This window comes from Erwinia sp. 198, assembly GCF_003937915.1.
Taxonomy (GTDB): Bacteria; Pseudomonadota; Gammaproteobacteria; order Enterobacterales; family Enterobacteriaceae; genus Erwinia; species Erwinia aeris.
Map to the genome: position 1 here is coordinate 68,708 of NZ_RHUM01000014.1, position 25,483 is coordinate 94,190.

The 25,483-nt window shown below is 59.6% G+C and carries 17 protein-coding genes; 2 read left to right on the plus strand and 15 right to left on the minus strand.

Features of this window, described 5'->3' with window-relative positions; all coding sequences use genetic code 11:
* Nucleotides 1-58: 58 nt before the first annotated feature.
* Nucleotides 59-1,300 (plus strand): multifunctional transcriptional regulator/nicotinamide-nucleotide adenylyltransferase/ribosylnicotinamide kinase NadR, encoded by a 1,242-nt coding sequence (gene nadR, locus EGK14_RS18100; RefSeq protein ID WP_125290485.1) that lies wholly within the window; start codon nt 59-61, stop codon nt 1,298-1,300.
* Between the two features lie 38 nt (nt 1,301-1,338).
* Here nadR and EGK14_RS18105 read toward each other — a convergent pair whose 3' ends face one another.
* The 4 genes from EGK14_RS18105 to EGK14_RS18120 all read right to left on the minus strand — a co-directional run bounded on the left by EGK14_RS18105 (nt 1,339) and on the right by EGK14_RS18120 (nt 5,451).
* Complete coding sequence (locus EGK14_RS18105; protein ID WP_125290486.1) at nt 1,339-2,616, minus strand: MFS transporter; 1,278 nt, start codon at nt 2,614-2,616, stop codon at nt 1,339-1,341.
* Nucleotides 2,609-3,760 carry a mandelate racemase/muconate lactonizing enzyme family protein gene (locus EGK14_RS18110; RefSeq protein WP_125290487.1) on the minus strand — a complete coding sequence of 384 codons (1,152 nt, stop codon included), beginning with the start codon at nt 3,758-3,760 and terminating at the stop codon, nt 2,609-2,611. The genes EGK14_RS18105 and EGK14_RS18110 overlap by 8 nt, the downstream gene beginning before the upstream one ends.
* A 310-nt stretch (nt 3,761-4,070) precedes the next feature.
* A complete protein-coding gene (locus EGK14_RS21915) occupies nt 4,071-4,196 on the minus strand; it encodes a DUF5431 family protein (RefSeq protein WP_158616068.1) in 126 nt (41 codons plus the stop codon).
* A 253-nt stretch (nt 4,197-4,449) separates the two neighbouring features.
* Entirely contained in the window at nt 4,450-5,451 is a 1,002-nt protein-coding gene (locus EGK14_RS18120; protein WP_125290488.1) for a zinc-binding alcohol dehydrogenase family protein, read from the minus strand.
* Between the two features lie 97 nt (nt 5,452-5,548).
* On the opposite strand from EGK14_RS18120, the gene EGK14_RS18125 reads away from it, so the two are divergent.
* Entirely contained in the window at nt 5,549-6,445 is an 897-nt protein-coding gene (locus EGK14_RS18125) for a LysR family transcriptional regulator (RefSeq protein WP_125290489.1), read from the plus strand.
* Nucleotides 6,446-6,621: 176 nt separating this feature from the next.
* Here the strand turns inward: EGK14_RS18125 and ettA are convergent, their stop codons facing one another.
* The 11 genes from ettA to atzF form a co-directional block, all read right to left on the minus strand.
* Nucleotides 6,622-8,289, minus strand: a complete 1,668-nt coding sequence (ettA, locus tag EGK14_RS18130; RefSeq protein ID WP_125290490.1) for an energy-dependent translational throttle protein EttA — start codon at nt 8,287-8,289, stop codon at nt 6,622-6,624.
* A gap of 107 nt (nt 8,290-8,396) precedes the next feature.
* Nucleotides 8,397-9,161, minus strand: a complete 765-nt coding sequence (deoR, locus tag EGK14_RS18135) for a DNA-binding transcriptional repressor DeoR (RefSeq protein ID WP_125290491.1) — start codon at nt 9,159-9,161, stop codon at nt 8,397-8,399.
* A gap of 154 nt (nt 9,162-9,315) precedes the next feature.
* The gene (locus EGK14_RS18140; protein ID WP_125290492.1) at nt 9,316-13,254 is read right to left on the minus strand and encodes a non-ribosomal peptide synthetase; all 3,939 of its coding nucleotides are present in this window, start codon (nt 13,252-13,254) and stop codon (nt 9,316-9,318) included.
* Between the two features lie 453 nt (nt 13,255-13,707).
* Nucleotides 13,708-14,406, minus strand: a complete 699-nt coding sequence (gene urtE / locus EGK14_RS18145; protein WP_125290547.1) for an urea ABC transporter ATP-binding subunit UrtE — start codon at nt 14,404-14,406, stop codon at nt 13,708-13,710.
* A gap of 1 nt (nt 14,407) precedes the next feature.
* Nucleotides 14,408-15,199 carry an urea ABC transporter ATP-binding protein UrtD gene (gene urtD / locus EGK14_RS18150; RefSeq protein WP_125290493.1) on the minus strand — a complete coding sequence of 264 codons (792 nt, stop codon included), beginning with the start codon at nt 15,197-15,199 and terminating at the stop codon, nt 14,408-14,410.
* Nucleotides 15,192-16,265 carry an urea ABC transporter permease subunit UrtC gene (urtC, locus tag EGK14_RS18155; RefSeq protein WP_125290494.1) on the minus strand — a complete coding sequence of 358 codons (1,074 nt, stop codon included), beginning with the start codon at nt 16,263-16,265 and terminating at the stop codon, nt 15,192-15,194. Before urtC ends, urtD begins: the two co-directional genes overlap by 8 nt.
* Entirely contained in the window at nt 16,265-17,827 is a 1,563-nt protein-coding gene (gene urtB, locus EGK14_RS18160; protein WP_125290495.1) for an urea ABC transporter permease subunit UrtB, read from the minus strand. The genes urtC and urtB overlap by 1 nt, the downstream gene beginning before the upstream one ends.
* Before the next feature lie 61 nt (nt 17,828-17,888).
* The gene (urtA, locus tag EGK14_RS18165) at nt 17,889-19,157 is read right to left on the minus strand and encodes an urea ABC transporter substrate-binding protein (protein ID WP_125290496.1); all 1,269 of its coding nucleotides are present in this window, start codon (nt 19,155-19,157) and stop codon (nt 17,889-17,891) included.
* A 10-nt stretch (nt 19,158-19,167) separates the two neighbouring features.
* Nucleotides 19,168-19,866, minus strand: a complete 699-nt coding sequence (locus EGK14_RS18170; RefSeq protein ID WP_125290497.1) for a GntR family transcriptional regulator — start codon at nt 19,864-19,866, stop codon at nt 19,168-19,170.
* Between the two features lie 11 nt (nt 19,867-19,877).
* Nucleotides 19,878-23,492 carry an urea carboxylase gene (gene uca / locus EGK14_RS18175; protein ID WP_125290498.1) on the minus strand — a complete coding sequence of 1,205 codons (3,615 nt, stop codon included), beginning with the start codon at nt 23,490-23,492 and terminating at the stop codon, nt 19,878-19,880.
* Complete coding sequence (gene atzF, locus EGK14_RS18180) at nt 23,485-25,281, minus strand: allophanate hydrolase (RefSeq protein ID WP_125290499.1); 1,797 nt, start codon at nt 25,279-25,281, stop codon at nt 23,485-23,487. The genes uca and atzF overlap by 8 nt, the downstream gene beginning before the upstream one ends.
* Nucleotides 25,282-25,483: the final 202 nt, after the last annotated feature.

Sequence of the window (25,483 nt, forward strand, 5' to 3'; positions counted from 1 at the left end):
TTGCGCGCTCCGCACTTCAAAGTGGCGGAACGTACGCCCGTTATGCAGGAGGCACCCGGTGTCGTCATTTGATTATCTGAAAACGGCTATTCGCCAGCAGGGCTGTACGTTGCAGCAGGTGGCGGAAGCCAGCGGCATGACCAAGGGCTACCTCAGCCAGCTGCTCAACGCCAAGATCAAAAGCCCCAGCGCGCAAAAGCTGGAGGCGCTGCATCGCTATCTTGGCCTGGAGTTTCCGCGCCGTGAAAAAACCATCGGCGTGGTGTTCGGCAAATTCTATCCGCTGCATACCGGGCACATCTATCTGATCCAGCGCGCCTGTAGCCAGGTCGACGAGCTGCATATCATTATGGGCTACGACGAGTCGCGCGACCGCGAGCTGTTCGAGGCCAGCGCCATGTCGCAGCAGCCGACCGTCAGCGATCGCCTGCGCTGGCTGCTGCAAACTTTTAAGTACCAGAAAAATATCCGTATCCATTCGTTTAACGAAGAGGGCATGGAGCCTTATCCGCACGGCTGGGACGTCTGGAGCCGCGGCATCAACGACTTTATGGAAAACCACGGCATCGTCCCCAACCGGGTTTATACCAGCGAAGAGCCGGATGCGCCGCAGTATCAGCAACATTTGGGCATTGAGGCCGTCCTGATCGATCCCAAACGATCCTTTATGAATATCAGTGGCGCGCAGATCCGCCAGGATCCTTTTCGCTACTGGGAATATATTCCGACGGAAGTAAAACCCTTCTTTGTGCGCACGGTGGCTATCCTGGGCGGCGAGTCGAGCGGCAAATCCACGTTGGTTAACAAGCTGGCAAATATTTTTAACACCACCAGCGCCTGGGAATTTGGCCGCGACTACGTTTTCTCGCACCTGGGCGGTGACGAGATGGCGCTGCAGTACTCCGACTACGATAAGATCGCGCTGGGCCAGGCACAGTACATTGATTTTGCGGTGAAATATGCGAACAAGGTCGCCTTTATCGATACCGACTTTGTGACGACCCAGGCCTTCTGTAAGAAGTATGAGGGGCGCGAGCATCCTTTTGTGCAGGCGCTGATTGATGAGTACCGCTTTGATTTGGTGATCCTGGTCGAGAACAACGTTCCCTGGGTAGCGGACGGGCTGCGCAGCCTCGGCAGCTCGGTGGATCGCAAAGAGTTCCAGGCGCTGCTGGTTTCCATGCTGGAGGCAAACAATATCGATTTTGTGCACGTCGAGCAGGACAGCTACGACGAGCGCTTTCTGCGCTGCGTGGAGCTGGTACAGGAGATGCTGGGCGCGCGATCGACCGGCGGCTGAGGGAATAAAGGGAGCGGAGGACGCTCCCTTTTTGTTTGTTAAGCCAGCGCCCGCAGCGCGTTAACGCTGCGCTCACGCACAAAGATACCCAGCAGCGCCATCCCGGTCAGCGCCAGTACGCTGGCCAGTAAAAAGGCCGACGAGTAGCCGCCGCCATACTGGATCAGAAAGCCGGTGATGCCCGGCGACAGGATGCCCGCCAGGTTCGCCAGCAGATGCACAAAGCCGCCCGCAGTGCCGATGCGCTCGGCGGGCACGATATCCTGCAGCAGCGACCAGCACGCCTGCGGCGTCATATAGGCGAACACGCTGGCCAGCGTAATCAGCGAAACCGCCAGCGTGACGCTGCTGGCCCAGGCCGTCAGCATGACGCACACGGCGGCCACTGCCAGCCCAAAAAAGATCACCAGCTTGCGCGACAGCAAAAAATTGCCGGTACGGCGGAACAGTGCATCGGAAATCATGCCGCCGCCGATAAAGCCGATGGTCGCGCCCAGCCACGGCAGAATACCGATCAGGCTCATGCTTTTAATATCCAGATGCTGAAAGTCGGTCAGGTAGCTGGGCAGCCATGACAGAAAGAAAAACTGGATGTAGTTAAAGCAAAAGAAGGCCGCCGCGACGCCCAGTACCGGCAGCGACAGCACGTAGTGCCAGAGCGGCGTCCTGGTCTGGCCCGTCGGGGTGACGCGAGTGGCGGGGCGCTGAGCGGCGATGGCCTGTCTTTCCGGCTCGCTGACGCGCGGGTGGTGTTCCGGCGTGTCGCGAAACAGCCACAGCCAGAAAGCCAGCCAGACAAAGCCCAGCGCGGCAATCACGATAAAAGAAACGCGCCAGCCGAAGTGCAGCCCGACCAATCCTACCACGGGCGCGGCGATAGCGGCGCCCAGCGGCTGACCGGCATTGGTGAAGCCGACGGCGCGGCCGACTTCCTTGCGTGGGAACCAGTTGGAGATCGATTTATTGGTGGTGGTACCCATCGGCCCCTCGCCGATGCCAAACAGCACGCGGACAATCAGCAGATGCGTGAAGCTGCCCGCCAGCGCCGTCGCGCCGCAGAACAGCGACCAGACGGCCGCCGCCCAGCCAAACACTTTGCGCGGGCCGTAGCGATCGGCGCCCCAGCCGCCCAAAAAGCAGAACAGGCAGTAGCCGATAAAAAAGCAGCTGAACAGGATACCCATCTGCGCGTCGTCGATGTGCAAATCCTTTTTCACCAGCGGCGCCATCACCGACAGCGCGGCGCGATCCAGATAGTTCAGCACGCCAGCGAAAAACAGCAGCAGGGCTACAACGCTGCGATAGTTTTTAAACATGACAGGCCTCCGCGCTTAAGGTGATATGGCTGACGGTATAATCTTTCACTACCGCCAGATCGGGCGCGAAACCCAGGCCTGGCGTGGTGGGAAGGGTCAGCGTCGGAGAAAAATCGAGCTGCGGCCAGAGAAGCGGCGTAAAGCGGATCCAGGGCACTTCCAGCAGGATATCCTGCGGCAAAGCGGCCACCAGGTGCGCCGTCGCCAGCAAACCTGCGCCGTAGTAGAAACAGTGCGGCACCACCTTCATGCCGTGCCGGGCCGCCTGGGCCATCACGCGCAGCATGGCCGTGATACCGCCCACTTTGGCCACGCTGGGCTGCAGCACGTCCACTGCCGCCGCAGAGTAAAACGGCTCGAACCCCCAGTCGCCGCAAACATTTTCCCCTGCGGCTATCGGCGTGCCCGCTCGGCGTACCGCCGCCAGGCCTGCAATATCGTCCGGCGGCCAGATCGGCTCTTCCAGCCAGCCCAGGTTTAATTCCGCCAGCTGGCGCGCGCGCGCGGTGGCTTCCGCTACCGTCCACGGGCAGTTTACGTCCACCATCAGGGTCGCTTCCTGCGGGAGCGCGGCTCTGGCGGCGGCAATGGCGGCGTAATCGGTTTCATGCAGCTTCATGGTGCGAAAGCCCGCCTGCCAGGCGCGCCGTACCTGACGAGCGACCTCTTCCGGCTGGTTGTTGTAGCTGACCAGGCTGGCGTAGAGGCCAATCTCGCTGCGTGTTGCGCCCAGCAGCTGCCATAAAGGCTGACCAAGATGCTGACCCAGCAGATCCCATAGCGCGATATCGATAGCCGACAGCGCGTAGCGTACCGGCCCGCTGCGGCCAAAAGCGTGCAGCGCCTGCTCCGCCTCGCTGACCAGTGCCGTCAGCGCCTCGCGGCTTGCGGGCACCGTTTTTCCCAGAAAAAGCGGGATCACCAGCGATTCCAGCGCCTGAAGCGTCACCGGATTGCACAAGTGGCCGAAGCCTTCGCCCCAGCCCTGGCGGCCATCGTCCGTGGTAATGCGCACCAGCAGCGTTTCCATTTTCTTTAACGCAGGCGAAGCGGCGTTCCAGGCCGGTGTCTGCTCCTCTGGCGTACTGCGGTCGCTTTCAAAAGGAATAGCGAGGCGGATCGCCTCAACGTGACTGATTTTCATGCCATAAACCTCATCGGGTAGGGAGGGAGGCAGCGGCTTGTAATCAGATTTATGGGCGCCGGTTGCCTGTTGCCGTTTCAGTATAAAAAAGCGTCCAGACGGCGGCATCGTACAGCCGCACAAGGATGGCGGGGCGAGGCGAGGGAAATTTTGGCATCTGGCTAAGCGGCTGCGGGACAGCTCACAGAAGCGGCGGATAAAAAGATCGGAAAGGGCCGTCAGCGTTACCTGACAGCCCTGTAAAAGGCGCCTGCGGCATGCCAGCTTTCATCATTCCCAAAAAGGCAGGGTTTTCCCCGCCTTCGGGTAACTACTTGCCGGATTCGTAAGCCATGACGCCACCTCCCTGTTTCCGTCCCAGTAGCGGATTTCGCAGAGCGGCTACCTTACCAGGGCGGTGAGTAGTAACAGCGTGAGACACACTATTAATATGCACAGGATAAGCTTGCTATGCGGTATTCTCATGGCTGCCTTCGCCTTGCCTTGCGGCGGGCAGGAGGCTACTCTGATGCTGTTGGTCATGCAGAACGCCTCGTGGGTTAATTGAAAAATGACCTTCGGGGCTTTCTTCTTTCTGCCACAGCCTCCATCCGCATCGCTACCAACGGCATAAGGCAAAAAGCCTCAAGCACCGACGCAATCATACCGTTTCTCTCCCTGGCAGATTGCGAGCCGTCCCGGTAGTTCGCTCAGTAAACCATCACCACTTTACCGCGCATATGGCCTTCCAGTACCAGGCGGTGCGCTTCCGTCAGCGTTTCCACGCTCAGCCCCTGCAGCGTTTTGCTCAGCGACGTGGTGACTTTCCCGTCGTCCAGCAGTTTCGCCGTGGCGTCCAGAATTTCACCCTGGCGAGCGATATCCGGCGTGTTATACATGCTGCGGGTATACATAAACTCCCAGTGCAGCGCGGCGCTCTTCAGCTTCAGCTGATCCATATTGAGCGGCTTTTCGTTTTCCACGATGGTGCAGATCTGCCCCTGCGGCGCGATCAGCTGCGCCAGCGTCTCCCAGTGGCCGTCGGTATCGTTCAGGCAGAAAATATAGTCGACCTGCTTCAGGCCATGTTTTTCCAGTTCCGCAGGCATATCTTTATAGTCGATAACCAGATCCGCGCCGCGATCTTTACACCACTGCGCCGAGTCAGGACGGGAAGCGGTGGCGATGATAGTGACCCTGCTGTGCAGCTTAGCGAAAGGAATAGCCAGCGAGCCTACGCCGCCTGCGCCGCCAACAATCAGCAGCGTTTTGCCTTCTTCAGCCTTATCGATCAGCAGGCGGTCAAAAAGTCCTTCCCAGGCGGTCAGGGCGGTCAGCGGGATCGCGGCGGCTTCGGCCCAGTTCAGCGAGGTGGGCTTGTGGCCGACGATGCGGGAATCAACCAGCTGCTGCGTGGCGTTGCTGCCCGGACGGGTGAGATCGCCCGCATAGTAGACTTCGTCGCCGACTTTAAAATTGCTGACCTTGCTGCCGACTTCCAGCACCACGCCGCTGGCGTCCCAGCCGAGAATACGCGGCTCCTTAAGGCCGTTTTTCTGCGCGCCCTTATGGACTTTGGTATCCACCGGATTCACCGAGGCGGCTTTCACTTCGACCAGCAGATCGTAACCCTCAGGGCCAGACTTATCTGTTTGTATTTCAATAAATTGATCCGGTTTTTCTGGATTAACGGCAATAGCGTTGATTGTCATAACACCTCTCCTTTGATTTATGCTATTGAGTGTAGAAGCTAAGCAGACTAATGATAAGTCGTACAATTACTAACTCAGCGTTCGTTTCAGGTGAACAATAATGTTTAAACAGCTGCAGGATATGGCTCTCTTTGCAATGGTAGCCGAGTGCGGCAGTTTTACCGGGGCAGCAAAGCGCGCAGGGTTGCCGAAATCCAGCGTCAGCCAGCGTATCAGTCAACTTGAACAGGCGCTGGGATTGCGCCTGATTAACCGCACCACCCGTCAGCTTAATCTGACTTTTGCCGGCGAGCGTTATCTGGTGCACTGCCGTGAGATGCTACAGGCCAGCGAAAGGGCCAGCATGACCATCGATCGCCTGCGGGATAATCCCAGCGGCCGGTTACGTATTACGTCGCCGGCCGGTATCGGGGCCACGCTGCTGGCGCGGTTTAACGCCGCTTTTCAGCAGGCCTGGCCGGATGTGATGCTGGAGGTGTCGGTATCGGATCGGATGCACGATATCGTGCAGGAAGGCTATGACATTGCGCTACGTACTGGCCAGCCGCAGGATTCTTCGCTTATCGGCAGGCGGGTTGGCTACACCAGGCGCTTACTGGTCGCTTCACCTGCCTATCTGGCGCGCTATGAGGCGCTTACCCATCCTCAGCAGCTGGCGGATCATCGCTGTATTGCCCATCAGGTATGGAACGAGTGGCCGTTAAGAAAAGAGGATGAGTATTATCGCTGGCAGCTGCCGCCGGTACATACCGCCAATAATCTGCTGTACGCGCGAGAATGCGCCCTGGCCGACGCGGGTATTACGCTGCTGCCGGAAATGTTGGCTAAGGACATGCTGGCTGAAGGAAAGCTGGTAGAGGTGCTACAGGACTGGAAAGCGTTGGGTAGCGAGCTGTGGCTGGTTTATCCCAGCCGTAAGCTGAACTCGCCCGCGCTGGTGCGCTTTGTCGATTTCGCGCTGGAGTCGGATATTTTCCGGGAGTTTTATCGTTAGGGCTCGGTGTGCTCAGGCGAACTGCGGGGATTTTATCGTCAGGACCTGGCGCGCTCAGGCGAACTACGGGAATTTTATCGTCAGAGCGTGGTGCGTTCAGGCGAACTACGGGGATTTCAACGGCAGAAAAAGGTGACACGCCGTGCCGGCAAACGGCCGGGCACGGCGTAGCGAGATTACTTCGCCATACGCTTGTACTTGATGCGTTTCGGCTCCAGTGCTTCCGCACCCAGCGTACGCTTCTTGTACTCTTCGTATTCGGTGAAGTTACCCTCAAAGAACTCGATCTTGCCTTCATCCTGATAGTCCAGGATATGAGTAGCAATACGGTCCAGGAACCAGCGGTCATGCGAGATAACCATTGCGCAGCCAGGGAACTCCAGCAGGGCGTTTTCCAGCGCGCGCAGGGTTTCGATATCCAGGTCATTGGTTGGCTCATCGAGCAGCAGCATGTTGCCACCGACCTGCAACAGCTTGGCCAGATGCAGACGACCACGCTCGCCGCCGGACAGTTCGCCTACGCGTTTGCCCTGATCGACGCCTTTAAAGTTAAAGCGGCCGACATAGGCGCGGCTTGGCATCTCGGTATTGCCGATACGCATGATGTCCTGGCCGCCGGACACCTCTTCCCAGACGGTTTTCGAGTTATCCATGCTGTCGCGGAACTGATCGACCGAGGCCAGCTTGACGGTATCGCCCAGCACGATGCTGCCGGAATCCGGCTGTTCCTGACCGGACATCATGCGGAACAGCGTTGATTTACCCGCGCCGTTCGGGCCGATGATGCCGACGATGGCGCCTTTCGGCACGGAGAACGACAGGTCGTCAATCAGCAGGCGGTCGCCATAGGATTTGCGCAGGTTGCTGACTTCCAGCACTTTATCGCCCAGGCGTGCGCCAGGCGGAATAAAGAGTTCGTTGGTCTCGTTACGCTTCTGGTAGTCGGTGCTGTTCAGCTCTTCAAAGCGGGCCAGACGCGCTTTGCCTTTAGACTGACGGCCTTTGGTACCGGCACGCACCCACTCCAGCTCTTTCTCGATCGATTTACGGCGGGCCGCTTCGCTGGAGGCTTCCTGCGCCAGGCGGGCATCTTTCTGCTCCAGCCAGGAGGAGTAGTTGCCTTCCCACGGAATACCTTCGCCACGGTCCAGCTCCAGGATCCAGCCCGCTACGTTGTCCAGGAAGTAACGGTCGTGGGTAATCGCCACCACGGTGCCTTCAAAGTCGTGCAGGAAGCGCTCCAGCCAGGCCACGGATTCGGCATCCAGGTGGTTGGTCGGTTCGTCCAGCAGCAGCATGTCCGGCTTTTCCAGCAGCAGACGGCACAGCGCGACGCGGCGACGCTCACCACCGGAAAGATTAGCGACTTTCGCATCCCAGTCCGGCAGGCGCAGCGCGTCGGCGGCGCGTTCCAGCTGGGTATTCAGATTGTGGCCGTCGTGCGCCTGGATGATCTCTTCCAGACGACCCTGCTCGGCGGCCAGCTTGTCGAAGTCCGCGTCTTCTTCCGCGTACAGCGCGTAAACTTCGTCCAGACGCTTCAGCGCGCCCACGACGTCGGCCAGCGCCTCTTCTACCGATTCACGAACGGTATGCTCCAGGTTGAGCTGCGGCTCCTGCGGCAGATAGCCGATCTTGATGCCGGGCTGCGGGCGAGCTTCCCCTTCGATATCTTTATCAATGCCGGCCATAATGCGCAGCAGCGTAGATTTACCCGCGCCGTTTAAGCCCAGAACGCCGATTTTTGCGCCGGGGAAAAAGCTCAGGGAAATATTTTTCAGGATATGACGCTTCGGCGGAACCACTTTGCCGACGCGATGCATGCTATAGACGAATTGAGCCACGTAGGATGAGCCTCTTGGTGTCTGTGTAATAATCGGGGCAGTCGCTGCCCACTCAGATAGCGAAGTTTAGCTGGTTTCACCCGGCAATCACAGACGCAGGCGGCAGATTATCCTGAGTACTGCGTCACGCCCGCCTGTTCCAGCCGCCGGGCCAGCGCTTCCGGCGCCGCTTTATCGCTGATCAGGGTATCAAACAGCGAGAGCTCGCCGATGCGCGCGGGCAGCACCTTGCCGAATTTGCTGCTGTCCGCCACCAGGATAGTCTGGCTGGCGCGCTGTAGGGCCTGATGCTTCATCGGCAGTTCGTTGAGGTTGAAGCAGGTTACGCCCTGATGCACATCGATGCCTGCCGCAGAGATAAAGGCTTTGCCGGGACAAAGATTATCGATAACCGATCCCTGGCCCAGCGGCGTAAAAATGGCGTTATCGGCGTGAAACTCGCCGCCGTTGAGGATCACCTTACAACGGGGTTTTTCTTTCAGCGCCAGGAAGGTATTCACCGCGCAGCAGATGGCGATAAAATCCAGATCGTTATCAATGGCGTCGATAATCCACGGCATGGTGGTACCGCAGTCAAAAAACACCGTTTCGCCGGGTTGGATCAGCGTGGCCGCCAGCTGGCCCAGCCGCCGCTTCTTTTCCACGTTGTGCGCCTGCTGATCGGAAACGAAGTAGTGGCGCTGGCTGGCTTTGGGATCGCTGACGATATAGCCGCCAAGCAACACCACGGAAGAAGGCTGCTCGCCAAGATCGCGTCGAATAGTCATTTCGGAAACGCCCAGCAGAAGCGCCGCTTCTTTCAGATGGATCTTGTCGGTACGCTTCAGCGCGTGGGCCAGTTTTTTTACTCGCTCGCTGCTACGGCTTTCCATAAACGGTTGTTCCTGTTCGGGGACGGGCGCTGCTTTTCCGTATAAATCACTCTGATTTTAATAAGTTGCAGGGAAAGATGCAGGCAGAGAGATTATCTTACCCGCATCGGTAAAGCGCCGCAAACGCCAGTGTTTACGGCCCTGAAGACAGCAGTTATGCGGTAGAGCTTTTCGTCGCGTGGTTGTCGGTTAACGCGGCGATAATATCCTGATGGCAAGAGATAATAGAGTGATGATCCGCTGCCAGCGGCACGATTTTAAGGTGCTGGCAAATTTGACCTAATCCATTATCGGTCATCGCCAGTATTTCACGCCCGTCGTTGCTGTCGATATTAATCAGGTTCACAAATTTTGTGGCCTTGAACAGCGTCACCCTGGTATGGCAAAGCGCTGAACTCAGCGGCTGATCGTTTAGCTTTAACTCCGTGTCTTCAATGCGAATAACGCGCCGGGCCGCTTCGCCTTCTAAGCCAATAGCCGCCAGCAGCGATCCCAGCATGTTTGGCGTAACGCGCTGCTGAACGGCCGTCTGGTAAAGGCTGTCCAGCACAAAAACGTGGATATGCCGATAACCGGCGCGTTCCAGCTGCGCGGCGATTTCCAGCGCAATAATACCGCCCAACGACCAGCCGAGCAGATAAAGCGGCCGATCCTGCGGCAGGCCGCGCTGTAGCATATGCTGCAAATAGTAAGCAGCCAGCGCGGGCAGGGCAGACACGGCAGGCTGATTAAAAAGGTTATAGTTATTAATCCCGATGACGTTCATTTTGCCTTCAAGGCTTAGCGCCAGATCCTGATAGATCTCGCAGCCGACAATGGCGGGATGCACCATCCACATTTCACGGCTGGCCGTATGAACATTCAATGGCTGAAGCAGACGAAACTCCGTTTGCGCCCTGTTCATGTGCTGAAGCAGCTTTTGCAGCGGCGGCGGCGAGGCGGCCGGGGTTTCGGCATGGTCACCGCTGCGAATAGCGTTGGCCTGTTGACGCAGCGTAGCGTGCGAGAGCAGCGTCTTCATCTCTATTGCGATCCCCTGATTTTTCAACTTCATCATCAGCTGGATGGCATGAATTGAATGACCGCCAAGCTCGAAAAAATCATCGTCGCGGCCGATCCGGGAAACGCCCAGTAGATCGCGCCAGCACGCGGCCAGCAGACGCTCTTCGTTATCGATCGGCGGCAGAAAGGTTTTCTCTTCCCGAGCCTGTAAAACGGGCTGCGGCAGCGTTTTACGATCCAGCTTGCCGTTGGGCGATAGCGGGAAGGCATCCAGCCGCACAATAGCGAACGGGATCATATAGTCGGGCAGCGTTTCCTTCAGCTGTTCGCGAAGCCGCTGCTCAAGCCGCGCTTCCGGTTTTGCCACTACCCAGGCGACCAGCCGTTTATCGCCCCGATCGTCATCGCAGGCCTGCACCAGCGCACCTTCTATGCCAGCGCAGCTGCCAAGCTGCTGCTCAATTTCGCCCAGTTCAATACGCAAACCGTGGATTTTTACCTGAAAATCATTGCGCCCCAGATAGTCGATGCTGCCGTCATCCAGCCAGCGGGCCAGGTCGCCGGTTTTGTACAGTCGGCCTTCACCGCAGGCGCTGAAAGGATCGGCGATAAACCGTTCCCTGCTCAGTTCAGGACGATTGAGGTAACCTCTTGCGACCTGAATACCGCCAATATGCAGCTCGCCGCTGACGCCAGGCGGAACGGGTTGCAGCTGCGCATCAAGAATATAGAGGCGAGTATTGGCAATGGGTTTGCCAACAGGGATTAGCGGACGCGGATCCGCAGGCGAGCAGTGCCAGGCAGAAACATCCACGGCGGCTTCCGTCGGGCCATAAAGATTATGCAAAGCCGCCTGGGGCAGCTGCTGGTGGCAGCGCTGCACGGTAGCCAGCGGCAACGCCTCACCGCTGCAAACGATGCGTTTCAGGCTGCCGCACCGGGCCATGTCGCCGTGGCGTAAAAAAAGTTGCAGCATGGAAGGGACAAAATGCAGCGTGGTGACCCGGTACTGCTGAATAACCTCGCTAAGGTAATCCGGTTCGCGATGACCGCCAGGCTTCGCCAGCGCCAGCCGCGCGCCCGTCATCAGCGGCCAGAAAAACTCCCAGACCGAAACGTCAAAACTGAACGGCGTTTTTTGTAACACCGTCTCTTCCGGTTGAAGCTGATAAGCCTGCTGCATCCATTTCAGCCTGTTCATAACGGCCAGGTGTTCATTCATTACGCCTTTCGGCTTACCGGTCGAGCCTGAAGTATAAATAACATAGGCCAGCGAGCGCTGTGGCCGGTCGCAGGCTGCGGAAAGGTTACCGGTTGGCGCTTCCCGCCAGTGCATTTTATCGTTCAGCAGGTGCAGGCGGGGAATCGATCCCAACCCCCGCAGGGCTTTCTCTCCGGCATCGTCAACCAGTAGCGCCACGGCGCCGCAGTCTTCAAGCATATGTTCCAGCCGCTCCTGCGGGTAGTCGGGATCAAGCGGCACATAGGCACCGCCTGCTTTTAGTATCGCCAGCAGCGCTACCACCATTTCGCGACTGCGCTCAACGCAAAGCGCCACGCGGTCGTCTGCCTTAACGCCCTGCCTGCGTAAATGCCAGGCCAGCTGATTAGCCTGGCGGTTGAGCGATTGATAGCTGGTTTGCTGGCTGTAGCCACAGAGCGCGATGGCGTCAGGGCGGTCGGCGGCCTGCTGTTCAAAATAGCGGTGGATACCTTCGGGAAAAGACCAGGCTTGCTCCGTAGCGTTCCAGCGATGAAAAATGTTTTTCTGCTCGTCGGGCAGCAGCAAAGGCAGCCGCGCCACGGGCAGATCCTGAGGGCCGTCCAGGATTGCGGTCATCATTTGCAGCAGGCGATCGGCGATATGCTGCGCTTCTTCTTCGCTAAACCAGGCCAGATTGACGTTGCACTCAAGCAGCGGGTCGTCGCCGGGATGGTAATGCCGTAAATACACGGCCAGCGGCATTTGTTCGTGGTGATGGCGCATCGCCTCGACCTTGAGCGGCAGGCCGTTCAGCTCGATGTCGGTCGGAAACGTTTCCAGCGAAAAGCTCAGGTCAAACAGCTGGCGGCGCCCCTGCTGGCTGAGACGCAGATGGCGATTCAGCTCGGCGATGGGAAAGCGCTGGTGGCGATAGCCTCGGCGTAGTTCGTCAGCAACCTGTTTAATCAAGGGGGCAAAAGGCTGGCTAACGTCGATAGCCAGCCTGGCCGGGATCATTGATGAAAACATGCCGGGCGTTTGCTTATAGCGTGCGCCGCTGCGGTTATGCACCGGTATGCCCAGGGTAAGCGAATCGGTCTGCCACTGACGAGCGAACCAGCAGGCGAGGAGTGCGCTAAAAAAATGCATGGCGGAGCCGCCGTGCTGTTCTGCAAAGTTTTTCAGCTGTTGGTAGCGTGCCGCCGTAATATGCCGCACCGCCTGCGCGCTGGGCCAGGCTTTGTTTTCCTGAAAGCCCTGACGGCGCTCCAGCAATGAAGCAGGCGCTTCGGCAAAATGATTAATCCAATATGCCCGATCGTGCTGGTAGCGCTCGGAGCGGAGATATTGCTGGTCGCGGATAATAAAATCGCTATAGCCCGCAGATATAACTGGCGCACAAGGCGCCTGTGCCTGTAATGATTTATAACGGGCCATAATCATTTTACTTAACAGCGAAACTGAGGTGCCGTCGGCAATGATATGATGCGTGCTGAACAGCCAGAGCGTGGTGACATCATTGACTTTAACCGTCATGCTGCGCCAGAGAAGTTCGCCATGTAATTTAAAAGGTTTAATAAACTGGCGGCGAATAAACGCTTTGGCTTCGTTTAACGACAGAGAGGCCTGACTGATATCGTGGTATTCAAGGACGGGTTCTTTTTTATGGATTGTGGTCTGATTAATACCCTGTTCATCTTCTTCAAGGATGATATTTAACGCGTCATGCTGCGCCATAACTTTCCTGATAGCGTCATGCAACAGATCGGCAGTAAATGCCGTATCGATGTGCCACAGGGCACCCACGTTATAGCAGGGTGCTTCTGGGGTAAGAAGCTGATCGAGCCAGACGGCTTGCTGTACGGTAGTCAAAGGAAAAATAGCCACGCAAATACCTCCGGTGAGGGATAATTAGAAAAATAAATCAGTAATAAGGCGGGTAGTATATAAATTTTAAAAAAATAAGATATGAAAAACTGAAGGAAATGTTATGAGTGATTTAACCTTAATTTGTATGCCGTTATTTTTTTTCGTGAGAAAAAATATTTAGTTTTTAATAAACAGTTAAATAAAGAAAGATAGAGATATTAGTCTTTTTTAGAGACGTCGGTATAGTGCTATTTAAAAGAAGGTTTTACAGGGTTAAACAGCCGTGTGGTTATTGGGATGGTAATGTATTTTAGGGATGGCTGTATATTTATTGCTGCGAATAATGTTCAAATTTAATTGCGCGAAGTCCTTGAAGGAAATAATTGAGATGGCGATATATTAATCGCTAAATATTAAGTCCTGCCGGAAAATAAACAACGCCTGCGGCCTTTTTCAGCGCAGGCGTCGCCATTAAATAGCTACCAGCCCGCGCACGCCGTCCGCTTCCATTGTTTCGCCCCGGCCGCGCTGCACGATTTCGCCGCGCGACATCACCAGATAGCTGTCGGCAAGCCCGGCGGCAAAATCGTAAAACTGTTCCACCAGCAGGATAGCCATATCGCCGCGCTGCGCCAGCTGGCGGATCACCGCGCCAATCTCCTTGATGACCGAAGGCTGGATGCCTTCCGTCGGCTCGTCCAGGATCAGCAGCTGCGGACTGGCGGCCAGCGCGCGGCCAATGGCCAGCTGCTGCTGCTGGCCGCCGGAAAGATCGCCGCCGCGCCGCAGCCGCATTTCCCGCAGCACCGGGAAAAGCTGATAAATCTCTTCCGGCACCTGTTTTGCCCGCGAGCCGGAAAAGCGCGACAGGCCCATCAGCAGATTCTCTTCCACCGTCAGGCGTGGGAAAATCTCGCGTCCCTGCGGCACATAGGCCATACCGGCCTGCACGCGCTGGTGCGGTCTGCGGGCGTTGATGCTCTGCTCCTGCCAGCTGATGACGCCCGATTTTGCCGGAAGCAGCCCCATCAGGCATTTCAGCAGCGTGGTTTTCCCCACGCCGTTGCGTCCCAGTAGACAGGTGATTTCGCCCGGACGTACCTCAAAGGAGAGGTCGCGTAAAATATGGCTGCCGCCATAATATTGATTAAGATCGTAGACTTTCAGCATGTTAGCGCCCCAGATAAACGTCGATAACCCGACCATTCGCCTGCACCTCGCGCAGCGAGCCTTCCGCCAGCACCTGGCCCTGATGCAGCACCGTTACGCGGTCGGCTATTGCTTCGACAAAGGCCATATCGTGCTCCACCACCATCAGCGAATGGCGGCCGGCCAGATCCTTAAACAGCCCGGCGGTGTACTCCGTTTCCGCATCGGTCATGCCCGCTGCAGGCTCGTCCAGCAGCAGCAAATGCGGTTCCTGCACCAGCAGCATGCCAATCTCCAGAAACTGCTTTTGCCCGTGCGAGAGCAGGCCAGCCGGACGCCCGCGCTCCGCGCCCAGCCGCAACAGCTTCAGGACATCGTCAATACGATCCTGCTGCTCGCCGTTAAGTTTGCCGCGCAGGCAGGCCCACACCGATTTATCGCCTTTGAGCGCGATTTCCAGATTTTCAAATACGGAAAGCGCCTCAAACACCGTGGGCTTCTGGAATTTACGGCCGATGCCCTGCCGCGCAATCTCTACCGGCGACAGCGTCGTCAGGTCGGTGGTCTGATCGTAAAATACTCGCCCGCTGGTAGGGCGCGTTTTGCCGGTGATCACGTCCATCAGCGTGGTTTTCCCGGCGCCGTTCGGGCCAATAATGCAGCGCAGCTCGCCCACGCCAATCTGTAGCGACAGGTCGGTCAGCGCTTTAAAGCCGTCGAAAGCCACCGTAATATTTTCCAGCTGTAAGACCGGGTCGGTTTGCTCGCGATAGCGGTCCGCAGGATGCGGCTGGGTAAAAAGCGGTTCAGTCATGCTTCCTCCGGCGAAGACCAATCACGCCGTGCGGCAGAAACAGCGTAACCAGGATAAACATCAGCCCCAGAAAAAAGAGCCAGAACTCGGGAAAGGCGACGGTAAACCAACTCTTTGCACCGTTGACGATCCCGGCACCCAGCAGCGGGCCGATCAGCGTGCCCCGGCCGCCGAGCGCCACCCAGATAGCCGCCTCGATAGAGTTGGTAGGCGACATCTCGCCCGGATTAATAATGCCGACCTGCGGCACGTAGAGCGCGCCCGCCAGCCCGCACAGCACGGCGGAAAGCGTCCAGACAAACAGTTTGAAGCCCTGCGGATGATAGCCGCAAAAGATCAGGCGGTTTTCCGCATCGCGCACCGCCGTCAGCACGCGGCCAAATTTGCTGCGCGCCAGCGCAAAGCCGATAGCGAGCGTGGCCAGCAGCAGCAGCACCGTAACGATAAACAGGGCGATGCGGGTGCCGGTTGCCGCGATCGGAAAGCCGAGCAGGGTGGTGAAGCCGGTAAAGCCGTTGTTGCCGCCAAAGCCGGTTTCGTTGCGGAAAAATAGCAGCATTCCGGCCCAGGTCAGCGCCTGCGTCATAATCGAAAAGTAGACGCCTTTGATTTTCGAGCGAAAGGTAAACCAGCCGAAGATCAGCGCCAGCAGCCCCGGCACCAGCACGATCAGGCAGAGCGCCCAGGCAAAATGCTGCGTACCCGCCCAGAACCAGGGCATTTTCTCCCAGGAGAGAAAGGTCATAAAGGCGGGCAGGCTGTCGCCCGAGGCCTGGCGCATCAGGTACATGCCCATTGCATAGCCGCCGAGCGCGAAAAAAAGCCCGTGGCCGAGCGACAGCAGTCCGGCATAGCCCCAGACAAGATCCAGCGCCACGGCGACGATCGCATAGCAAAGTATTTTGCCGACCAGCGTCAGCGTCCAGGCAGAGATCGCCAGCGGATTTTCCGCCGGCAGCAGCGCGAGGAAAGGCAGGATCAGCAGCGCGGCCGTCACCAGCAGACCGGCGACGACGCTAAGGCGCGGCGCTTTTCGCGTCAGAGTCAACGTAACAGGTTGCGTCATTAGTCAGTCACCCTTCCTTTGATGGCGAACAGGCCCTGCGGCCGCTTCTGGATAAACAGCACGATCAGCGCCAGCAGCAGGATTTTCCCCAGCACCGCGCCGATTTGCGGCTCCAGGATCTTGTTGAGAATGCCTAAGCCGAATGCGGCCAGCACCGTCCCCGCCAGCTGGCCGACGCCGCCGGTCACTACCACCAGGAAAGAGTCGATAATATAGCCCTGGCCCAGCTCCGGCCCGACGTTGCCCAGCTGCGACAGCGCCACGCCGCCCAGGCCTGCCATGCCGGAACCCAGCCCGAACGCCAGCATGTCCACGCGTCCGGTCGGCACACCGCAGCAGTCGGCCATGGCGCGGTTCTGCGTTACCGCCCGTACGTTCAGCCCAAGGCGGGTTTTGTTCAGCAGCAGCCCGGTCAGGATCAGCACAAAGATCGCAAATAAAATCACCGCGATGCGGTTGTAAGGCAGCACCAGCCCCGGCAAAGCCTGCCAGCCGCCGGACAGCCACGGCGGGTTAGCCACCTCCAGGTTTTGCGTGCCGAACAGCATGCGCACCAGCTGGATCAGCATCAGGCTGATGCCCCAGGTTGCCAGCAGCGTCTCCAGCGGACGGCCATAAAGATGGCGCACGATGGTGCGCTCCAGCGCCATGCCGATGGCGGCGGTGACAAAAAAGGCCACCGGCAGCGCCAGCAGCGGGTAGAAAGCGAGCCATTCCGGCGCATAGCGCTGAAACAGCGTCTGCACCAGCCAGGTGGCGTAGGCGCCCAGCATCAGCATTTCACCGTGGGCCATATTGATAACGCCCAGCAGGCCATAGGTGATCGCCAGGCCCAGCGCCGCCAACAGCAGCACCGATCCCAGCGAAACGCCGGAGAACGCCTGGCCGAGCAGCTCGCCCAGCTGCAGACGCTGTTTGATCTGCTTCAGGCCGTCGGCAGCGGCGGCGCGCACCTGTGCATCCGGCTCGTTTTGCGCCACGCGCGTCAGCGCGGCCTGGGTTTGCGGATCGCTGGTTTCGCCCAGCAGCTTTACGGCCTTCAGGCGTATCTGAGGATCGGCGTCGGCAAGCTGTAATCCGGCCACGGCCTGAGCCAGCGCGGCACGTACGGCGTCGTCCTGCTCTGCGGCCAGGCGTTTGGTCAGCAGCGGCAGCTGATCGGCCTGCGCTTCGTTTTGCAGCTCGCGCGCGGCGTCCAGGCGCGTGGCGGCGCTGTCGCTGACCAGCTGATGGGCGGCCAGCGTGGTGGCGACCAGCACGCGCAGCCTGTTGTTCATAAAGAGTTTTTTTGTGCCGCCTTCGGGCGTCGCGTCGCCATCAAGCGGTGTCAGCCTGCCGTCAACGAGGCTGAACGGCCGCCTGTTGGCATCCAGCACCACGTTTTCCTGATGCAGCGCGGTCAGCAGCGCAAGACGCGAGGCGTCCGGCTGGGCCGCCCATTGCTGAAGCAGCGCGACCTGGCCCGGACGGCTGGCGGCGGCGAAATCGGCAGCCGGCCCGGCAAAAGCGGCGGGCAGCAGGCACAGCGTAATAAAGAGCGTTAGCAGTTGACGTAGGATCATCGCAATGCCCATCCAGTTAAAAAGAGAGAACCGGGCGGCGGCGGCCGCCCCGGCCACGCGGTTACTGCACGGTTTTTACCGGCCGATCGGGCTTTTTATCGTTGCCGGGGAGATAAGGGCTCCACGGCTGCGCGCGCACCGGCTTGTCGGTTTGCCACACCACGTTAAACTGGCCGTTCTCTTCAATCTCGCCAATCATTACCGGCTTGTGCAGGTGATGGTTGGTGGCATCCATGGTCAGCGTAAAGCCGTCCGGCGCGTTAAGGGTCTGGCCCGCCATCGCTTCACGCACCTTATCCACATCGGTGGTTCCCGCTTTCTCGACCGCCTGTGCCCACATATGAATACCTACATAGGTGGCCTCCATCGGATCGTTGGTGACGGCGGTCGCGGCGTTCGGCAGGTTGTGCGCTTTGGCGTAAGCGCGATAGTCCGCAACAAACTTTTTATTGGCCGGATTGTCCACCGACTGGAAGTAGTTCCAGGCGGCCAGGTTGCCGACCAGCGGTTTGGTATCAATGCCGCGCAGCTCCTCTTCGCCGACCGAGAACGCCACTACCGGCACATCGGTGGCTTTAATACCCTGATTGGCCAGCTCTTTATAGAAAGGCACGTTGGAGTCGCCGTTGATAGTGGAGATCACCGCCGTTTTTCCGCCCGCAGAGAACTTTTTAATGTTGGCGACGATGGTCTGATAATCGCTGTAGCCAAACGGCGTATAGACTTCCTCAATATCGCTGTCCTTCACGCCCTTGACGTGCAGGAAAGCGCGCAGGATTTTATTGGTGGTGCGGGGATAGACATAGTCGGTGCCGAGCAGGAAAAAGCGCTTCGCGCCGCCGCCGTCTTCGCTCATCAAATAGTCCACCGCCGGGATCGCCTGTTGGTTCGGCGCCGCACCGGTATAGAAGACGTTTGGCGATATCTCTTCACCCTCGTACTGCACCGGATAGAACAGCAGGCCGTTCAGCTCTTCAAATACGGGCAGCACCGACTTGCGGGAAACGGAGGTCCAACAGCCGAAGACCACGGCCGCTTTGTCCTGCGTGAGCAGCTGGCGCGCTTTTTCGGCAAACAGCGGCCAGTTGGACGCCGGATCGACCACTACCGGCTGAAGCTTTTTACCCAGCACGCCGCCGCTGGCGTTGATTTCGTCGATGGTCATCAGCGCCACGTCCTTCAGCGGCGTTTCGGAAATCGCCATGGTGCCGGACAGCGACGAGAGGATGCCGACCTTGATCGTCTCCGCCGCGTGCGCGCTCCATGCCGCGCCCATCGCAATGACCGAAGCCGAAAGCGCAAAAGCTTTTAATAACGAACGTCTTTTCATCCGGTGAACCTCAAGAGTTAAGTGGATCGGGTAAAGTTCTGGCCTGCTGCAACCGGTGCAGCGTTATTTTTCTGACTTCGGCCTTGCTGACGGCAATATGCGCCGTCAGGATGTGCCGGGCCGCTTCGCTTTGCTGCTGGAGCACCGCCAGCAAAATCCGTGCGTGTTCCTGGTAAGTCGCGGCGATCCTGTCCTCTCGGGTAAAATCGAGGCGGCGGATAATGCGAATTTTCTCGGTGAGTTCGGCGTGGATGGCGGCCATCTCGTGATTGCCCGCCGCCGCCACTATCGCCATATGAAACGCTTCGTCATGCAGCGAGACCGCTTTGCCGTCGGCCAGCGGCGACGCCTCCAGCCAGAAGCGCCGTAGCGCGTTTAGCCGCTCGCCGGTCTGCGCCAGCGGCATCGCACACAGGCGCTTAACGGCTTCGCACTCCAGCACGATGCGCAGATCGTACAGCTCTTCAAAACGGGTGAAGTCGAACTCGCATACCTGCCAGCCGCTGCGGAATTCGACCTCGACATAGCCTTCGCGCGCCAGCCGAAACAGCGCCTGACGCACCGGCGTACGGCTCACCGCCATCCGTCCGGCGATCTCGTTTTCGCTGAAGCGATCGCCGGGCATCAGGCGGAAATCGAAAATATCGTTTTTCAGCGTCTGATAGATTTTGTCCGCCAGCGGCAGGGGACGAGGCTTTGATGTCTGCATCGCGCCGCGCCTTATTCCAGCCACAGCAGCGCGTCGCCCGGTCTGACTGGTCGACCCGGCTGGCAGACGATACGCCTGACGCGGCCCGCCTGCGGCGCGTTGACGGACAGCTCCATTTTCATCGCTTCCACCACGATCAGCGGCTGGCCAACCGCCACTTCGTCACCCGGCCGCACCAGCACTTTCCAGATATTGCCGCTGAGATCGGCGCTGATCGGCAGGCCATCTTCCTCTTCCTGCGGCAGCAGCGTCTCCTCGCTGGTCAGCGGCGCGCCTTCTTCTTCCTGCGCCCACAGCGCGACCTCGGTTTCGAAGGCGCTGGCCTGGCGCTGGCGGAAACCGGCGATATCGGCAGCGTGTTCCTGCAAAAAGCGCGTGTGCTCGGCGAAGTCGAAGAAGGTGTCCTCCATGGCGATGCGGCCCCGGCCCTCGCGGAAGTCTTCCCGCAGCCTGTCCAGCTCCGTCTCGCTGACCGGATAGAAACGCACCTGGTCGAAGAAGCGCAGCAGCCAGGGTTCGTTCGCCGCGAACTGGTCGTTTTTCAGGAACCTGTTCCAGATCGGCAGCGTGCGGCCCACCAGCTGATAGCCGCCGGGGGAGTCCATGCCGTAGATGCACATATACATGCCGCCGATGCCGACGGTGCCTTCGGCGGTAAAAGTGCGGGCCGGGTTATATTTGGAGCTGAGCAGGCGATGACGCGGATCCACCGGTATGGCGCAGGGTGCGCCCAGATAGACATCGCCCAGTCCCAGGATCAGGTAGCTGGCGTCGAACAGCGTCTGGCGCACCGCCTCGCGTGTCGGCAGCCCGTTGATACGCTGAATAAAATCAACGTTGTTGGGCAGCCATGGCGCGCTGGCGCGCACCGTTTCTTTGTAGCGCTCGACGGCGCCCAGGGTGGCGCTGTCCTCAAAGGCCATCGGCAGGTGCACAATGCGGGAAGGCACCCGCAGCCGGCTGACGTCGCCCAGCTCTTTCTCCACGCGCAGCAGCAGCGCCAGCAGCTGTTTCTGGCTGAGGATGCGGCTGTCGTAGCGGATTTGCAGCGAGCGCACGCCTGGCGACAGCTCCTCCATGCCCGGCTGGCCGGTTTCGCGCAGGGCAATCATCAGCAGATGAACGCGCAGGCGCAGCGCCAGATCCAACACGTTATCGCCATATTCCAGCAGAATATAGTTATCGCCCGCCTGCCGATAAACGGCGGCTGGCGTGCTGGCTGTCGCCGCAAGCGCGGCCAGGATAGTGGCCGACCCGTACGCGGTTTCCGCCAGCGACGGCATGGCAAAGGCGGGCGCGGTGACGTTATGCAGCGTGCTGATGCGCGCCTCCTGCGCTTTTTCCAGCGCCTGCGCCTCGTCAAAACTAATCGGATGGAAACGGATGCGGTCGCCCGGCTTGACCTGACCAACTTTCCATAGCTCCGCTTTGGCGATGGTCACCGGACAGACGAAGCCGCCGAGGCTTGGCCCGTCTCGCGTCAGGATCACCGGAAAGTCGCCGGTAAAATTCACCGCGCCGATAGCGTATTCGCAGTCGTGCACGTTAGAAGGATGCAGGCCCGCTTCGCCGCCGTTGGGGCGCGCCCAGTCCGGTTTTGGCCCAGCCAGCCGCACGCCAAGTCGGTTGGAGTTGTAGTGAACCTGCCACGACTGCGCGAAGAACTCATCAATGGATCGCCGGGTAAAAAAGTCCGGCGCACCGTGCGGGCCATAGAGCACGCCGATGCGCCATTCGTCGCCGTAGGTGGGGATCAGCGCGGCGTCGACGGCCTGCGGCTCGCCGACCGGCGCTGGCGTGGTACAGGCGGCAAGCTGCGGCTGCGAAACGGGTAGCATATCGGCCACGCGCAGCGTGCGTCCGGCATGGCCGCCAAACTGGCCAAGAGCAAAGGTCGAACGGCTGCCAAGATACTCGGGCACGTCAAAACCATTGCGTACCGCCAGGTAGGTGCGGCAGCCCGTGCGTGCGCGGCCCAGCGTCAGCGTCTGTCCGGCTTTGACCGCCACCGGCTGCCAGTAGACGACCGGCGCAGCGTCCAGCGTCGCCGGGCAATCCGCGCCGGTTAAGGCGATCACGGCGTCGGTGTGGAAGCGCAGCGTCGGGCCTTGCAGAGTAAACTCCAGGCCCGCCGCTTCTTCCGCGTTGCCAACGATGCGGTTCGCCAGCCGAAAAGCGAAATCGTCCATTGGGCCGGAGGGCGGCACGCCGATATCCCAGTAGCCGGGACGGCCTGGATAATCCTGAATGCTGCTCCATGTGCCGGGCTGGAGCACTTCAATGACGTGGGCGACAGGCGTAAAGCTGTCCAGCTGGCGCGTCCACACCTGACCGCTGCAAAACTCATCGGTGGCGATAACCTGACGCAGATAGTCAAGATTGGTGGCGATGCCGTGCAGCCGTGTTTCATTCAGCGCCTCGCGCATTTTCGCCAGCGCCGCGTCGCGGTTTTCCGCGTGAACGATCAGCTTGGCGATCATCGGATCGTAAAAGGCCGGGACTTCTGAACCCGTCGTCACGCCGCTGTCCACGCGTATCCCTTCCGGGAAGCAGACGTCGGTCAGCACGCCAGGGCTGGGCTGAAAATGTTTCACCGGATCTTCAGCGTAGAGGCGGACTTCTATCGCTGCGCCCTGCGGGGCCTGCGCCATACGCGCCCAGTCCGGCTCCACGCCCGCCGCCACCTGCAGCATGCACTCGACCAGATCCAGCCCGGTCACGCATTCGGTGACCGGATGCTCGACCTGTAAACGGGTATTCACTTCCAGAAAGAAGAATTCGTCGCGCTGCGCGTCGTAGATATATTCCACCGTGCCCGCGCTGCGATAGTTGACGCGCTCGCCCAGCCTGACGGCCGATTCCAGCAGGGCGCGGCGCGTTGCCTCCGGCAAATTAGGCGCGGGCGTCTCTTCCACCACTTTCTGATTGCGGCGCTGTAGCGAGCAGTCGCGTTCGCCCAGGGCGACCACTTTGCCTTTGCCGTCGCCAAAAATCTGTACTTCCACGTGGCGCGCACGATCGATGCAGCGTTCCAGAAAGACGCCCGCGTCGCTGAAGAACTGCTCGCCCAGGCGACGGACGCTTTCCCAGGCGCCGCGCAGCGCCTGTGCGTCGCCGCAGCGGGTTAAGCCGATGCCGCCGCCGCCCGCGGTGCTTTTCAGCATCACCGGATAACCGATGATATCTGCGGCGGTTAAGGCTTCCGCCAGCGAGTTAAGCAGCGGCGTGCCCGGCGTCATCGGCACGCCAGCCTCGGCGGCCAGTTCACGGGCGCGGTGCTTGAGGCCAAATTCGCCGATTTGCTGCGCCGTCGGGCCGACGAAAACGATGTTCGCTGCTTCACAGGCCGCTGCAAACGGCAGGCTTTCGGAAAGAAAACCGTAGCCAGGCCAGATCGCCTGCGCCCCGCTCTGCTGTGCCGCTGCCAGGATCCTGTCGATACGCAGATAGCTGTCGGCGGCTTTTTCACCGCCCAGCGCGATGGCGATATCCGCCTCTTTGACGTGCTGCGCGTTTTTATCCGCGTCGGAATAGACCGCCACGCCGGTAATGCCCAGCTTTTTCAACGTGCGCAGGGCGCGGCAGGCGATTTCGCCCCGGTTGGCGACAAGAACGGTATTAAACATGGGAGGCCTCCTTGCGCGCCAGCCAGTTGCGCCAGCCGCCAAACTCGGTGATGTCCCGGGCGTCGGCCAGCGCCGCCGGTTCGCAGATAAAGCCTTTTACCTGACGACCATCCTCCAGCGTCAGCGTGCCGATGCCGAGCGGCGCGGGGATTTCCGCTACGAATTCGCCAAAGCGCGCCAGCGGAATATCCCACAGCTCGACGGTAATGGCTTTGCCGCTGGTCGCTTTCGCCAGGCCCGGCTTGGGCGGCTGAGTGTTAGCCAGCGCATAAAGACGATAGGCGTCGGCGGTGCGGGTTTCTTCCACCAGCACCGCATGGCGGCGTGTCAGCTGATGGTTCAGCGGCATCCCGCTCAGGTGCGCGCCAACGACCGCGACGCGAACATGGTGTGGGGAAGTGGGCAAGGCGGACGGCGCGGCGCAGGCTTTTCCGGTCGCGCCGAGGTCGAGCGCCAGACTCTGCTGCCAGCGCTGACCAAAGGTCGCCAGCGCGCGATCGTGCCACGCGGGCGCAATCAACGTGATCCCGGCGGGCAGGCCGTCCTCACGGAATGGCGCAGGCAGAGCGAGCGCCGAGAGGTCGGCCAGATTAGTAAAGTTGGTATAGGTGCCGAACTGCGAGTTAAAGCGCACCGGCTCCTGTCGCATCTCTTCCAGCGTGTGGATAGTCGGCGACGTCGGCACCGCCAGCGCGTCAAACTGGGCGAGCGTTTGCTGGATCTGACGGCTCAGCTCCGCGCGCAGGTATTCCGCCCGATAGGCGTCAACCGCGCTGTAGTGCTCGCCGCTGGCGATAATGCCATGCACGGTCGCATCCATCAGTTCAGGATGGTGCAGCAGGTCGCCGACGGCTGCGGTACGTTCAGCTACCCATGGGCCCGAGTAAAGCTGTTCGGCCAGCTGGTGAAACGGGGCAAAATCGACAGGATGCAGCGTGGCACCGCTCGCCTGCAGCGCGGCCAGCGCTTTTTCCCAGGCGGCTTCGGCCTGCGCATCGTCAAAAAAAGTGGGATGAGAAGGAACAGCCAGGCGCGGCGCATCAGGCAGCGCGGCGGGCGCGAGCGCCGGATTGTCGCGTGAATAGGCGTCGCTGGCGTCATAGCCGCCCGCACAGGTCGCTACCAGGAAAGCATCCTCCACCGTCAGCGCAAACACGGAAAGCGTATCGTTCAGGCGGCAGGCTGGCAGTACGCCGGTAGCCGACAGCCAGCCTTTGGTCGGCTTCAGGCCGACGATATTGTTAAAGCCGGCCGGAACGCGCCCTGAGCCAGCGGTATCGGTGCCCAGCGCGAAGCAGACCAGTCCACGCGCCGTCACGGAAGCCGAACCGGAGCTGGAGCCGCCGCTGACGTAATCTGCATTAAAGCTGTTTTTCACCGCGCCATAGGGCGATCGCGTACCGACCAGGCCGGTAGCGAACTGATCGAGATTGGTTTTGCCGATAACCACGGCACCCGCCGCCTTCAGCCTGGCGAGAGCAACAGCATCGCATGCGGCTTCGTGAGCGAATGCGGGACAGGCAGCGGTGGTCGGCCAGCCCGCCACGTCGATATTGTCTTTCACCGCGAAAGGCACACCGAACAGCGGCAGCGACTGCGGATCCTTTTGCCAGGCCGCCAGCAGCGGTTCCGTCTGCGCCCGAAGCTGAGAAGGGGTGGCGAGATAAAGCCAGGCGTTATCTTCCAGGCTCAGCTCCGCCAGTAAAGAGGAAAGGGTAACGAAGAGATCCTGCGGCTGCTGCTGATGGTAACGCCGCCAGTCATTCAGGGTAAAACCGGTGAAAGCCATAGGTTGAATTCCATCTGGTATACAAGATGGAATAAGCAGAGCAAAAGCCGTGCCATAGAAATAATCTTTTTATTATTAGTGGATTAAATAAAAATCGCAGGCAGGGGTGCACATTATTCGGGCAGCGGTGAACAAAAAAGGGGCGATTAGAAAGTGGCGCCGGGCAGTTTTGCGCAGGCGTCCGGAACCCGGCGCCGTCGCG

Excerpts from the sequence above, each read along its gene's own strand:
- EGK14_RS18105 (WP_125290486.1), bottom strand. The coding sequence starts at position 2,616 with ATGTTTAAAAACTATCGCAGCGTTGTAGCCCTGCTGCTGTTTTTCGCT.
- EGK14_RS18110 (WP_125290487.1), bottom strand. The coding sequence starts at position 3,760 with ATGAAAATCAGTCACGTTGAGGCGATCCGCCTCGCTATTCCTTTTGAA.
- EGK14_RS18120 (WP_125290488.1), bottom strand. The coding sequence starts at position 5,451 with ATGACAATCAACGCTATTGCCGTTAATCCAGAAAAACCGGATCAATTT.
- deoR (WP_125290491.1), bottom strand. The coding sequence starts at position 9,161 with ATGGAAAGCCGTAGCAGCGAGCGAGTAAAAAAACTGGCCCACGCGCTG.
- urtE (WP_125290547.1), bottom strand. The coding sequence starts at position 14,406 with ATGCTGAAAGTCTACGATCTTAATCAATATTATGGCGGCAGCCATATT.
- urtD (WP_125290493.1), bottom strand. The coding sequence starts at position 15,199 with ATGACTGAACCGCTTTTTACCCAGCCGCATCCTGCGGACCGCTATCGC.
- urtC (WP_125290494.1), bottom strand. The coding sequence starts at position 16,265 with ATGACGCAACCTGTTACGTTGACTCTGACGCGAAAAGCGCCGCGCCTT.
- urtB (WP_125290495.1), bottom strand. The coding sequence starts at position 17,827 with ATGATCCTACGTCAACTGCTAACGCTCTTTATTACGCTGTGCCTGCTG.
- urtA (WP_125290496.1), bottom strand. The coding sequence starts at position 19,157 with ATGAAAAGACGTTCGTTATTAAAAGCTTTTGCGCTTTCGGCTTCGGTC.
- EGK14_RS18170 (WP_125290497.1), bottom strand. The coding sequence starts at position 19,866 with ATGCAGACATCAAAGCCTCGTCCCCTGCCGCTGGCGGACAAAATCTAT.
- uca (WP_125290498.1), bottom strand. The coding sequence starts at position 23,492 with ATGTTTAATACCGTTCTTGTCGCCAACCGGGGCGAAATCGCCTGCCGC.
- atzF (WP_125290499.1), bottom strand. The coding sequence starts at position 25,281 with ATGGCTTTCACCGGTTTTACCCTGAATGACTGGCGGCGTTACCATCAG.